The 15,018-nt window shown below is 59.6% G+C and carries 1 protein-coding gene; it reads left to right on the plus strand.

The features are described 5' to 3' along the window. Positions 1-273: 273 nt before the first annotated feature. Positions 274-14,988 carry a PKD domain-containing protein gene (locus tag MJQ68_RS11165; RefSeq protein WP_238751192.1) on the plus strand — a complete coding sequence of 4,905 codons (14,715 nt, stop codon included), beginning with the start codon at positions 274-276 and terminating at the stop codon, positions 14,986-14,988. Positions 14,989-15,018: the final 30 nt, after the last annotated feature.

Consider the following 15,018-nt stretch of genomic DNA (forward strand, 5'->3'; position numbering starts at 1 on the left):
GTGACGTATTAATCCAATGTTTTGGTCGATTTTACAGTTAAGTACCGATGAGTCCCGACCGTGTATCCCTGAGTCAGTGTTGAGTAAACAATCAAACTATACTTCCCAGATCCTTACGGCCGGTGCATTCCAGCCGTCTCTTCCGGAGGTAGGTGTATACCGTCGACCCATCTAGCCTAGGTTTTTTAGACAATACGGCCGCTGCCCCAGCAAGCGACCGTAGTGAGACTGTACCGGATCAGACCCCGCCCGTCTCCACTGAAAAAAGCATCTATGAATAACACTTTACCTGTTTCAGTAAAACTCACCCTGCTGCTTGCCCTGCTCTTCCTGGCGCAGCTATCCCCCGTTTCTCTCGCGGCGGCGACCCACGGGGCGGCGGACTTCTGGCAGACCGGTGGCACGCCCTCCGTCAAGGGTAGTATTCCCGCCAACGGGGCCCAGAACGTGAGCCTGACCACCTCGATCTCGGCCAACGACCTGTTCCTGCCCAACGGTAAGGACGGTATTTTTGGAGTCGACAATAATACGGTCAACAGCCGTACGGTCAAGCTTTTCGAAGTCGCTACCGGCAACGAGATCCCTTCGGCAGCCAACGGTACCGGAGGTGGTGACGCGATCAACCTTACCCCCACCATCCCCCTGCAGGTCAATACCTCTTACCGCTTCGTGGTAGACGGCGTGAAGGACCTGACCGGCGCTACCTTCGAACGGTACGTCGCCACCTTTACCACTGCCGCCGAGAGCGATCAGGAACGCACTGCGCTCGACGGCGTGTCCTTCGTACAGGTAGGTAATGTAGCCACCGGGGAGGTCTACACCTCCCTGGCCATCGGCCCCGATCGCCGCCTCTACGGCCTGCGGATCAGTGGTACCATCGACCGCTGGGATTTGGACGAGCAGGGCAGCGGAGCGCTCTCCAACCGCAAGACCATCACGGTGCTGGAAGATACCTACGGTGCGCGCACGGCGATCGGTCTGGTGTTCGACCCCCGGTCATCAAAGACGGAGCCCATCGCCTACGTCAGCCATTCCAAAGGCGTACTGACCAACGGCCCGGCCTGGGACGGTAAGATCAGCCGCCTGTCCGGCCCCGATCTCAGCGTAGAAAACCTGTTGATCGAGAATCTGCCCCGCTCGCGGCGCGACCACCTGGTCAATGGCCTGGCGTTCCGGGAAGGAGAGGATAACTTCCTTTACTTCAACGTAGGGAGTAACACCGCCGGCGGTGCGCCCGACCGCTCGTGGGGTCTGCGGGAAGAACGCCTGATGTCCGCCGCTACCCTGCGGCTCGATCTCGACCTGCTCCCCGCCAGCGCGTGGCCACTGGACGCAAAGACCACCCAGGACCAGGCCGCCATCAACGCCGTCGACGTCAACTCACCTACCCTGGGTACCGGTACGGGTACCTACACGGAGAACGGCGTGCAGTATCCCGATGACGGTACATACAATCCCTACTTCGTCAATGCTCCCCTCAAGATCTTCGCTACTGGTATCCGCAATGCCTTCGACCTGACCTGGCACAGCAACGGTCAGCTCTATATTCCCACCAACGGAACGGCGGGCGGTGCCAATACTCCGGCCTCGGTAGACGGTACCCGCCGGCCCAATGGCGAGTTCTACGACTACAGCAAGTCGCAGTTCCCCCCTATCCCGGCCACCTTCGGCAACAATACCCAACGGGACTTTCTGTTTCGCGTAGACCCCACCAAGGGGATCGGATTCTACGGTCATGCGAACCCCCTGCGGGGCGAGTTCGTCCTGAACCGCGGACCGGTAGACGTCGAGGGCTACGACAACTCCGTTAGCCCGGATCCTAACTACCGTGGTAACGCCTTCAATTTCGGCTACGGCTTTTCCCCCAACGGCGTGATCGAATACCGCAGTGACGCAGAGGACGGTAAGCTTAAGGGGGCCTTGCTGGTATGCCGCTACAGCGCCGGTGACGACATCATCGCCCTACTTCCTAATGGCCCCAACGGTGACATCCTGACCAGCAAGATCGGCATCCCCGGACTCGCTGGCTTCAAGGACCCCCTGGACCTGATCGAAGACCGGGCGAACGGAAACCTCTACGTAGCCGACTACGGCCGCCAGGGTATCGTACTGGTGCGCCCCAGCGCCAACTCCTCCCCCCAGCCGACCATCGAGGTAGACCCCCTGACGGTCATCACCGACGACGTAGCCGACGGCGTGCCGGGCGAAGACATCGCCATCAATATCATCAACCGGGGCAATGCCGCCCTGGTCCGCCCGAAGCTGGCCATTACCGGGCCGGACGCCGATCAGTTCCGCGCCAACGCCAGCACCCTGCCTACCCTGATCGATCCGGGTCAGCGCGCCACCGTGCTGGTCAACTTTAACCCCACCACGCCCGGGTCAAAGACTGCCACGCTACGGGTAACCGGAGAAAATACGCAGGTCAGCGCCGAGATCGAGCTCCGTGGCCTGGGCACCAACCCGCCCGGTGCCAATGACGAGCCATCGCTACAGCAAATCTTCGATACCTACGGGCTGGCCATCACGGTCGGTGATCAGGATATCTCAACGAACCGGATCAATCTGCCCGGCGGCAAAACCTACAACGATCTTCTGGGTGACGAGCAGCAGATCCAGTACTTTCAGCGGGCGGTGGACGGAAGTCCGGTCACTCTGGAAGTGCTGAGCGTCTACGGACCCAAGGCTAACAATCCGGTGGTAGGCTTCGGCTGGTACGAAAGCGGTATCGCGGCTACGGCTTCCGAACTGCTGACCGTAGAGAACACGCAGGCCCGTACCCTGCAGCCCGAGCTTACGCGCAATAGTGTCGAGGCCTTCGACCCGGGCGATAAGATCTTTGGCTTCTACAGCCGGTGGCCGTTTTTTGATAATCGCTACGTGTACTCGGAGGATGTACTGAACACCTTTGAGGGGGCGATCCCCCACCACGTACGGGTGTACGAACAGCCCGGGGTAGACAATATCTACATTCTCGCCTTCGAGGAGCACATCGAGGGATTCGACTACCAGGATATCGTAGTACGGATCACTAACGTGGCCCCCGCGCGCCTGGTGCTAGCCCCCGCCATTACGGCTACTCCCGCAGAGTTGCTGTTTGAAGCCTCACAGCGTGGCCCCGCCCCTCAGACGGACACGGAGGTCGTGACCATCAGGAACACCGGCAACGCCCCCCTGCGGATCACGGACGTGCGCATACCCGGAAGCCAGTTCTCGGGTAATTTTAGTTTCGTGGGCCCCCGGAGAGTGACCCTTGCACCTGCGGCCGCGCAGGAGTATACCGTGACGTATAAGCCGCTCAACAACCAGGACAACATCGGCTACCAGCCGAGTAGCCTGGTCTTCACCACGAATACGGATGCGGTGAACTATACCGTGAGCCTGAACGGACTCAAAACGCTGGGCTACGGAGACGGACTGGAGCCCCCCCTACAGGATGTAGTGGATGTGCTGGGCTACGGTGTGGACGTAGGTTGGACTAGTCTAAATAACACGACCGCACCCACGGCGCAGGGCCAGGAAGTGCTCGAGCCGCTCTTCGAGGTGGCCGGTACCGGACCGGTAGGTATAGTGGCCGTGGCCCGCTACTCCCCCGATGCGGCGCTGCCCTTCGGCTGGTACAACCGGGTCAACGGGCAGGTAAAGCTCAATCAGGTAGGTGTGCTCGCCGATGGCGTGGCTCAGTCCCAAACTCTTTACCCGGACCTGCGGTCGGGGTCGAGCACATTCGTGCCCCGTCGCGGGGCATTCGGTATCTATACCGCATCGATCGGATCCTCGCGGATCAACTACACGGAAGACGGCCTCAATCGCAGTGGCGGGGTCGCCCACCGTGCACGGGTGTATCCCGCCCGGGACCGCCAGGGCGCGCCTATTTCCAACGCCTTTTTGGTGGCGTTCGAGGAAGCGGATAATGGAGACTATCAGGACTATGTGTTCCTGCTCACCAACGTAAAGGCCTACGTAGCGCCGGAGCCCGCCCTGAGTTTCGAGCCGGATGCGATCCGTGTCAATGCGATCGTGGGGCAGACCTCTACGCAGTACACGACCAACCTGATCGCCAATACGGATATACTCGACGATGCCGTCACGCTCACGGCAAGCGACCCCTGGATCGTGCTGCCCAGCAGCTACAGCTACGGCGAGCTGATCGACGTTACGGTAGATGCCAGCCTGCTGGACTTCGGGGTATACGAAGGTTCCGTCACCGCTACGGCCGATGGATTCGAGCCGGCCGTGCTGCGCGTCACCGCTACGGTGAACGAACAGGATGCAAACGGAACAATCAAGATCAATTTTCAGGACGATTCCTTCTCGCCCCCCTCGGGCTACCTGGCCGATATCGGTCTGGGATATGGTCGGCGTACCAATGGGCAGACCTACGGCTGGATCAATCCCACTACGGGGCAAGCCTCCAATAATACCGCTGCGGCGCGGGGTGACGAGCGGGGCATCACGGACCTGAGTTCGGATCAGGACAAACTACTGCGCTCGTTCAATAGCCTGGAACCCTTCGGCCAGAACAATCCCCAGGACTGGGAAATCGCGCTGCCCAATGGACTGTACCGGGTACAGCTAGCTGCCGGAGATCCGTCCAATACGAACAGCCGGCATACCATCCGCGCGGAGGGTGAAGTGCTGATCGACGACTTCGTGCCCTCGGGCAATAGCACGCTAGCGATTGGCGTCGATACGGTGCGCGTAAACGACGGTAGGCTCACCATTGACGATGAAGGTGCTCCGTTCAACGGTAACACCAAGATCGTGTACGTCAATATCGTACCGGTAGACAGCAGTGCCTTCAGTCCCGAGATCGCCATTCGCGTACGGGGCAACACCAACGCTGCCGGAGAATACTACGGACGGGCTACGGTGACCCTGTCGGCGACCGATAAGTCGGGTAGCGGTAGTCTGGGCGACCTCTTCTATACCCTCAACGGTACCGGTCCTACGCGGTACACCGGGCCCTTCGAGGTCAGTCTGCCCACTGGAGTGACCGCGCAGAGTAACCTGATCAAGGCTACCGTGACGGATGGATTGGGGAATACGGGTACGGCTACTCGTTCCTTCACCCTGGTGCCCAGCACGGGTGCGGTGATCCGCCTGGAGAACAGGACCACGGTGCTGAACAACGACCGTGGGCTACCCTTCGAGAACTGGTATTCGTTCACCAAGATCCGGCGGCCGATCAACTTCCAACAGGATACGACCATCACCCGACTGGAGAACACTATGCGGATCTACAACGACGGCAATGCGCCGCTCGTCATCCGTCGACTCACTACTACTGCGCCGAAGCACTTCATCGTGGACGGCGTGACGGTGCCCGAAGAAGGCCTGGTCATCGCGGGGGGAGAGTTCCTGGATGTAGAACTGAAGTTCGTAGTCAACGAGCCGCCCTACCGGCGGGTAGTGACCGAGCAGTTGATTATCGAATCTAATGCAGACAACGGTACCGAGGCAACCGCTACCCTAAGTGGTGCCTATATGGACACGCCGGAAGGAAGCTCCGAGATCACCACCCAGCAGTTATTTGACGTGACGGGCTTCGGTACGGAAATGGGGCGGGACGAGAACGGTGAGCTGATCATTCGGCCCAGCTCCGACCCACTGACTGCCGAGCGGGTGGAATCGGGTAGGGAAGGGGATGTGATCCTGTCCGACTACTTCGTACAGGCCGACCCTTCGATCCAGGTGATCGCCTACCAGCTCGCTGCCTTCCACAGCCGCGGAGCGAATACGACTACCTTTCGGAGCCGGACGAACGAGATCTTGCTACAGTTCGACCACGGGTCGTCCTGGTTCCAGTCTGTGCTTCCCTGGTTGAAGAACGAAATCGATGCCGTAGCGGCCGACCGCGAACGGGTAGTGCCAGAACCCTTTAGTATCACGATCAACGGCTACAATTCCCTCGGGGGTAACCTGAACGGTGACCTGAAGGAGCAGGTCAATGGGGTACGAGTCTACAAAGCAATCGACCGTACCGGCCGCGTGATTCCTAACGAGTACATCGTACTACAGGACAATGTGGGTAACGGGTGTGGACAGGGACAGGGTAACTGTGACTGGCAGGACAACGTGATCTATATGATCAACGTGCGTCCGCTGGAAGTACCCTCGGCCCGGCAGATCGCCGACCTGAGCGTAGATGTGCTCGAGGAAGAAACGTATGACGTAAGCACCTTCTTCGACAAGGCGTACGCGGGCAACCGCCTGCTGTACACCGCTCAGCTAGCGAGTGGCGCAGCGCTGCCCTCCTGGATCCAGCTGGATAGCCTGACCGGTGTATTCACCATCGAGGCCGATGTAGCCGATGCGCGTAAGCAACTGCGTATACAGGTGACCGGTACGGACTACAACGAACTGACGACCAGCTCCACCTTCACCCTCACCGTAAACGATACCGATATTAACTGTACCGTGGACGCCAACACGGACGGCGAGGCCAAGGTGCTGAACTGTACAACCGGCAGTGTGGAACTACGGGGCAACGTATCGGCTGGTGCCTACCGCTGGACTGGACCAAATGGCTTCACCTCGACGGAGGCCAACCCCCTGGTCACCGTTGCAGGTACCTATACACTGGCCACGACCGCACCCAACTGCCCCCTCACCAGTACGGTAGAGGTGGTTGCAGGGGCCGTACCCTCCAATCTGCGGATCGAAGCACCGCTGACCACGATCAACTGCTCGGTGGAGTCCATCACCCTCACGGCCGTATCGGACGATACATCGGCTGCAGTGGTCTGGTACGACGAATCCGACCGGGTAATCAGCCGGGTCGATACACTGGTAGTCAATGAGGTAGGCGAATACCGCGCGGTATCCACCAGCGCCGGAGGTTGTGAAGCAACCGCTACGGTGCGCATCGACAGCAATCTAGAAGAGCCATCTGCGGGAACGGGCGGAACGACCAGCGTATGTGGGACCAGTGAGCCCTTCAGTCTGTACGACCGGCTATTCGCACTGGGTGGTAACCCGCAGCGTGGTGGTACCTGGACACTCAATGGACAAACGGTACCGGATAGCTTTAATCCCGCCACCACCCGCACGGGTACCTACACCTACACCGTGGGAGGTAAGAACGGCTGTGGTAGTGACGAAACGACCCTGCGCGTGAACGTGACCACGCCGACCGTGTACTACGCCGATCTGGATCAGGACGGCTTCGGTGATCCCAATCAACCCCTACAGAGTTGTGTAGTCCCCCCTGGGTACGTGGCTAACCGTCTGGATAATTGCCCTACGGTAAGCTCTACCACCCTGGCGGATGCGGATGGCGACGGACTGGGTGACGGCTGTGATCCGGATGACGACAACGACGGTGTACTGGACGTAGACGACTGCGAACCATTCAATGCACGGGTAGGCGTAGCCGTATTCTACTATGCTGACTTCGACGGAGACGGCTTCGGTGATCCTAATGATGGCTTTTCCACCTGTGCGCTCCCCCCCTCGAACTACGTAGCTAACAATACGGATAACTGCCCCGATATCGCTAACCCCAACCAGATCGACAGTGACGGAGACGGCGTGGGGGACATCTGTGACGGATCGGCTACCGGTACCAGTGTATTCTGGCTGGAAGCGGAGTGTGCCGATGTAGGCTCGAAGTGGGAAACGGTGCGTAGCGACAGCGCCTCGGCCGGCGTGTACGTCGTATTTCCACAGGGGCAGGGTACTTCTACCGTGACGCCCCCCGAAGATATCGCGGCGAACAAGCTGACCTTCGTCATTCGGAACGTGCAGGCGGGTGCCTACCGCTTGTTCGGACGTACCTACACGACCAGCGTAGCCGATGATTCGTTCTGGGTACGGTTCAACGGCGGCGAGTGGTTCCGCTGGTACCAGGGCTTTACCTACGACGTCTGGGAATGGACCGAAGTAGGTGAAGAGGGACCTTTCGACCTGCTCGACGGCACGGTGACCCTGGACATCGCCTACCGGGAAGATGGCGCCCAGCTCGATAAGCTTTACCTGTCGCTGGATGGCCAGTTGCCTACCGGATTCGGCGAGGAAGCGATCAACTGTGCGAGTATCAACCAGCGGCCGATCGCGCTGATCAACCTGCGGCCTACCTACGGTATCGCTCCCCTGAAGGTTACGCTAGACGGCTCGGAGTCGCGGGATACTGATGGTAATATCACGGACTACCAGTGGAAGTGGTCTACCGGAGAAGCAGAGGGCATCAGTCCCCAGGCTACGTTCCAAACGCCGGGTACCTACGAGGTGAGCCTGACCGTGACCGATAATGAGAATACGAAATCCTCTACCTCGGCTACCCTGCAGGTGCTGAACGGGGATGAAGACACTGACGGGGACGGCATCCTGAACAGCCGCGACATCTGTCCCCTGGTCGCTAATCCGAACCAGATCGTACCCACCTTCTACGCGGATACGGACAACGACGGACTGGGTGATCCAGCCGTATTCGTCGAAACCTGTGAAGCCCCCCTGGGCTATGTGTCCAACGCAAATGACAACTGTCCCAACTTCACCTCCTCCGACGTGACCGATACGGACGGTGACGGTATCGGTGATCAGTGTGATGACGACGACGACGGTGACGGCATCCCCGATGTCGATGACTGTGGACCCTTCAACCCGCGGGCTGGGCAGTTCGGTACCTACTATGCGGACTTCGACGGAGATGGCTACGGTGATCCCGACAGCAGTATCGTAGCGTGTAGCCAGCCCGAAAATTTTGTGCTCGACAATACGGACAACTGTCCCGCGATCTCCAATGCCGATCAGTTGGATTCGGATAACGACGGAATAGGAAACGCTTGTGATCCTTCCGTAGTCGGCCGCCGCGACTTCTGGCTCGAAGCCGAGTGTGCTGCGGTCGGAGCCGGCTGGGTGACGCGCAGTGGACTGGATGCCTCCCGGGACGGCTACGTGGTCTACCCCTCCGGCAACTCGACCAATGAGCCGCCGGCTGATGTACCCGCCAACCGTATCCGCTTTACGGTGGAGGGGGCACAGCCCGGTACCTACTACATCTACGCCCGGGTGCTCGCCGACGGTGGCGCCAATGATTCCTTCTGGTTTCGCGTGAACGACGGAAGTTGGGTGCGCTGGGCCAGTGGCATCATCCAGGGTACCACCTTCGAATGGAATGAGCTCCTGGGTAGTCCCTTTATCCTCCCCGACGGCAACTCTACGATCGACATCGCCTACCGCGAGGATGGCGTGCTACTCGACAAGCTACACGTAGGCAAGACCGATCAGGTACCTACGGGAGCCGGACAGCCCGCTACGAACTGTGGCGATGTCCCCAATCAATCGCCTACTGCCGTAGCCACTGCGGACCCTACGGACGGTCTCGGGCCCCTGACGGTATTATTGGACGGTACGGCTTCGTCCGACCCGGACGGTACACTGATTGCCTACGACTGGAACTGGGCGAACGGTGGAAAGGCTGTGGGTCTGCAACCCCAGGTCGTATTCCCGGACGGTACGTATAATGTCACCCTGACCGTCACCGATGACGACGGGGCCAAGGACACCGATGTGGTGACCGTGACCGTACGGGCCAATCTGAATGACATCGATGGTGACGGTGTACGTGACGTGGAGGACAACTGCCCCACGGTACCGAACCCCGACCAGAGCCAGAATACCTACTACGCGGACTTTGACGGCGATGGTTTCGGTGATCCGGATGACTTCGTACTAGACTGCGTACAGCCCGATAACTACGTCACGAATGACCTGGACAACTGCCCCAACCGGACCTCCCAGGATCTGGCCGATCTGGATGAAGATGGAGTAGGCAATGCCTGTGATCTGGATGATGATAACGACGGGGTACCCGACGGGCAGGACTGTTTCCCCCTGGATGCGTCCCGCAGTGGAGGAGCGGTGTACTATGCCGACTTCGACCGGGATGGATTCGGTGACCCCAACGATTCACTGGTGGTCTGTATTCAGCCCGCGGGTTACGTAACGAACAATACGGACAATTGCCCGACCACCCCGAACCCTACGCAGACGGATGTAGACAACGACGGTATCGGTGATATCTGCGACACGTCGGTGGAAGGCGAGAATGTATTCTGGCTAGACGCGGAATGCGCGCAGGTCGGATCGGCATGGACCGTCGTAGAAGATGCTGACGCAGCAAACGGACGGTACGTGGTCAGTCTCACACAGGAGGCTAAGGACAGCGCCCCGGCGGATATTCCGGCTAACCGGGTCCGTTTCGTGTTGGAGGAGGCCCGTGCCGGACGATACCACATCTTCGGCCGGGTGCTCGCACCTACACCGAGTGATGACTCCTACTGGATCCGGGTCAATGACGGCGAGTGGCTATTGTGGGCGAAGAATATCCAGGTAGGTCCTACGTACCACTGGGCGGAATTCGTCAATAGTCCCTTCCGTATGACGGAGGGCTACAATACGATTGACGTAGCATTCCGGGAGAACGGCACGCAACTCGATAAGATCCACATCGACGTGGATAATGCTATACCTACTGATGTGGGTAGCCCGAGTATCAATTGCGGTGCTACGGAGGGGAACCGCCGTCCGCTAGCCGTAGCAACGGCCAGTCCGACGCAGGGACCCGCTCCACTGCAGGTGCAGTTGGATGGAAGTGGTTCGACTGACTCAGACGGCACCATCGTGTCCTACAGCTGGAGCTATAATGGACAGACTATCACCGGAGCTACTCCCGCGATCGAGTTAGCCGATGAGGGAGTGTACAACGTAGTTCTTACCGTAACCGATAATGAAGGCGCTACTGCCACGGATCAGGTCACCGTCACCGTAGGCGAGGTAGCTAATATCCTGCCAATTGCCGTGGCGGCAGCTGACGTCACTAGCGGAGAAGCCCCCCTGGAAGTCAACCTGATCGGTACCGGCTCGACGGACGAGGATGGTGAGATCGTAAGCTACAGCTGGAACTGGGGTGTCGGTTCCGCGAGCGGGCCGGCCGCCTTTGCCACCTTCGCGGCGGGCACCTATGAGGTGACCCTGACCGTGACCGATGACCGGGGAGGTCAGGCGACCGATGTGATCACCATCGAGGCATTCGCGAGTGAAGCGGACACCGACGGCGACGGTATCGCCGACGCGGACGATAACTGCCCTACGGTAGCTAACCCCGATCAGCTCGATACTGACGGCGATGGAACGGGTGATGCCTGTGAGGAAGCCGAGGAGGGTACGACTACGTTCACCTTCGAGGCGGAATGTGCCACCGTAGGTAGCTCATGGACTACCCGTAGAGACCCCCGTGCCTCCGGCAACCGCTACGTCACGTATACCGGACCGGATGCCATCGATACGCCCCCGGCGGATGAAGCCGAGAACCGCGTGCGCTTTACCCTGGATGATGTCGCGAGTGGATCATACTACCTGTTTGCCCGGGTACTTGCTGGTTCTGATGCAGACGATTCCTTCTGGATACGCGTCAACGACGGAAGCTGGTTCATCTGGAACGGTTTCACCGATTATGGAGACTTTGTATGGAACGAGAGCACCAACAGTCCCTTTGCGCTACAGGCCGGTACGAATGTCATTGACATTGCCTTCAGTGAGAATGGTGCGCAGTTGGACAAAGTATACATCAGCAAGGAACAGTCGACCCCCACCGGCTTCGGTCCTGAGGATGAGAACTGTGATGGCAATACGGCCAATCAGCCCCCCATGGCCCGCGGTAAGACCAGCGTGACCAGTGGAATCGCCCCGCTTACCGTCACCCTGGATGCCACGGAGAGTGACGATCCGGACGGAACGATCGTCTCCTACCAGTGGGAGTGGGAAGGAGGATCTACTACCGGCGAGGTAGTCGATCAGGTCTTCACTACCCCGAACGCTTACGACATCACCCTCACAGTCACCGATAATGAGGGAGCGACTGACTTCGAAGTTATGACGCTCACCGTCGTAGCCCCGGATAACATCGCCCCCACTGCCGTAGCCACCGCTACACCGACGGCAGGTACCGCCCCCCTGGTGGTACAGTTGGATGCGACCGGCTCAACGGATGAAGATGGATCCATCATCGGATACACCTGGATCATCCCCAATCAGGATACCCTCACCGAGCCCACGCCAACCGTAACCTTCGCTGACGCCGGCACCTACCCCGTCGTGCTGATCGTGACGGACGACGGTGGAGCCACGGACTCGGATACGGTCACCATCACCGTCACCGAACTGGAGCCCGATAACATCGCCCCCGTCGCCGTAGCAACCGCTACGCCAATCACGGGCACCGCACCGCTAGAAGTCCAATTCGACGGCACGGCCTCGACGGACGAAGACGGTACGATCGTCTCCTACCAGTGGTCGATTCCCGGAGCGGACACGAGCAGCGAGCCTACCACTACCGCGACCTTTACGGAAGCCGGCACCTACGAAGTCATCCTGACGGTGACGGACGATGACGGCGCTACGGACTCGGATACGGTCACCATTACAGTGACTGAACCGGAGCCTGACAATATTGCCCCCACTGCCGTAGCGACCGCTACGCCACTTACAGGAGAAGCACCGCTAGACGTACAGTTCGACGGTAGTGGGTCCAGTGACGCAGACGGCTCGATCGTCAGCTACCAGTGGACGTGGACGAATGGTGACACCCTCACTGGGGTCGATCCAAGTGCTACGTTCGCAGCCGGTACCTACGAAGTCATCCTGACGGTGACGGACGACGATGGCGCCACGGACTCGGATACGGTCACCATTGCAGTGACTGAACCGGAGCCTGATAATATCGCCCCGGTCGCCGTAGCTACTGCTACGCCGACGACGGGCACTGCACCGCTAGAAGTCCAACTGGACGGCACGGCCTCGACGGACGAAGACGGTACGATCGCTTCCTATCAGTGGACGATTCCCGGAGCAGACGCGAGTAGCGAGCCTACTACGACAGCGACCTTTACGGAAGCTGGCACCTACGAAGTCATCCTGACGGTGACGGACGACGATGGCGCTACGGACTCGGACACAGTTACCATTGCAGTGACCGAGCCGGAGCCTGACAATATCGTCCCGGTCGCCGTAGCTACTGCTACGCCAACCACGGGCACTGCACCGCTAGAAGTCCAGCTGGACGGCACGGCCTCGACGGACGAAGACGGTACGATCGTCTCCTACCAATGGATGATCCCTGGAGCAGACGCGAGTAGCGAGCCTACTACGACAGCGACCTTTACGGAAGCTGGCACCTACGCTGTGGTCTTGACGGTCACGGACGATGATGGTGCTACGGACTCGGACACGGTCACCATTACGGTCACCGAGCCGGAGCCTGATAATATTGCCCCCACTGCCGTAGCTACCGCTACCCCGACGACGGGTACCGCACCGCTGGAAGTCCAACTGGACGGCACGGCCTCGACGGACGAAGACGGTACGATCGTCTCCTACCAGTGGTCGATCCCCGGAGCGGACACGAGCAGCGAGCCTACCACTACCGCGACCTTTACGGAAGCCGGCACCTACGCTGTGGTCTTGACGGTCACGGATGATGACGGCGCTACGGACTCGGACACGGTCACCATCACGGTGACTGAGCCGGAGCCTGACAACGTTGCCCCAGTCGCTGTAGCCACCGCCACGCCGACTAGCGGAGAAGCACCACTGGACGTACAGTTCGACGGCAGTGGATCCAGTGATGCGGATGGTGCCATCGTCAGCTACCAGTGGACCTGGGCTAATGGTGATACCCTTACCGGGGTTAATCCAAGTGCTACCTTCGCCGTCGGCACCTATGCGGTCACCCTGACCGTGACCGATGATGATGGCGCTACCGCTACGGACGTCGTACAGATCACCGTGACGGCGGGAGAGCCCGAGCCAGACGATGCCGATAACGACGGTATCCCTGACGCGGAGGATAACTGTCCCACGGTGGCCAACCCCAACCAACTCGATACCGATCGGGACGGACAGGGCGATGCCTGTGACGACGATGATGACAATGACGGTAATCCCGATCAGTTCGACTGTGCGCCGCTCGACTCTACCATCGTCTTCCGCCGCCTGTTCTTTGCTGACTTCGACAACGATGGCTTCGGTGACCCACGCACCTTCGTTTCCGCCTGCGACCAGCCACGTGGTTACGTGCTCGACTTCCGTGATAACTGTCCTACCACCTTTAATCCAGACCAGCTCGACAGCGATGGAGATGGTATCGGTGATGCCTGTGAGACGGACAGCGACTACGACGGCAATAGTTGGATGGAGGCAGAATGTGCCGAACTCGATACCAGGTGGCTCACCCGCGCCAGCAGCAGTGCGTCCAATCAGGCCTTCGTCGGCTACAGTGGTCCCACCCGCTTTTCGGTACCTACGACCAGTACACCGGGATCGCAACTGACCACCACGGTAGACTTGCCCGAAGGAGGACGCTACCACCTATTCTTCCGGATCAACGCCTGGCGCAGTGCCAGTAACTCCTTCTGGGTGAAGGTCGATGACTCCCCCTGGGTAAACTTCGCCAAGTTTGTCGGCGGTACGGAGATGCTCACCGAAGGCTTCCAGTGGGTCAAGGTCAATGACAACGGAACGGATATTTCCTTCAATCTCGATGAAGGGGTACACACCCTGACCGTCGCCAACCGCGAGTCGTTCACCATGATCGACAAGATGGTGCTGAGCCAGACCAAGTCACTGCCCGCAGGACTCGGTGGTAAAGCAGTTAACTGCGAGAAAGGATTCGTGGGTGGAACCGATGAGGAGGAACCCGGCAACTTCCGCCCAGACTTCGCACCAGCGGCCGCGCCCGAACTGATCCTGTTCCCGAACCCGACGGCCAGTAGCCTCAGCTTCCAGTTGCAGAGCGACCGGACCGGTGAGGTAGAGCTGATCATCACCGACATCAACGGACGCCTGATCCGCACCCGCACCTACCTTAAGGACGGCGACTGGCTGCAGGACAAACTGGACGTATCGGCCCTGCCGATGGGTACCTACAGCCTGCGCGTCATCGACGGCGACCGCCAGCTGGTACGTAAGTTCATCAAGCTACCGTAACGGCTCAGGCTGACTAAACCAACGGCTCGG

This window comes from Neolewinella maritima (assembly GCF_923081025.1).
GTDB classification, from domain to species: Bacteria; Bacteroidota; Bacteroidia; order Chitinophagales; family Saprospiraceae; genus Neolewinella; species Neolewinella maritima.

Bases quoted from the DNA above. Each gene is read 5' to 3' on its own strand.
- MJQ68_RS11165 (WP_238751192.1), top strand. From the start codon at position 274: ATGAATAACACTTTACCTGTTTCAGTAAAACTCACCCTGCTGCTTGCC.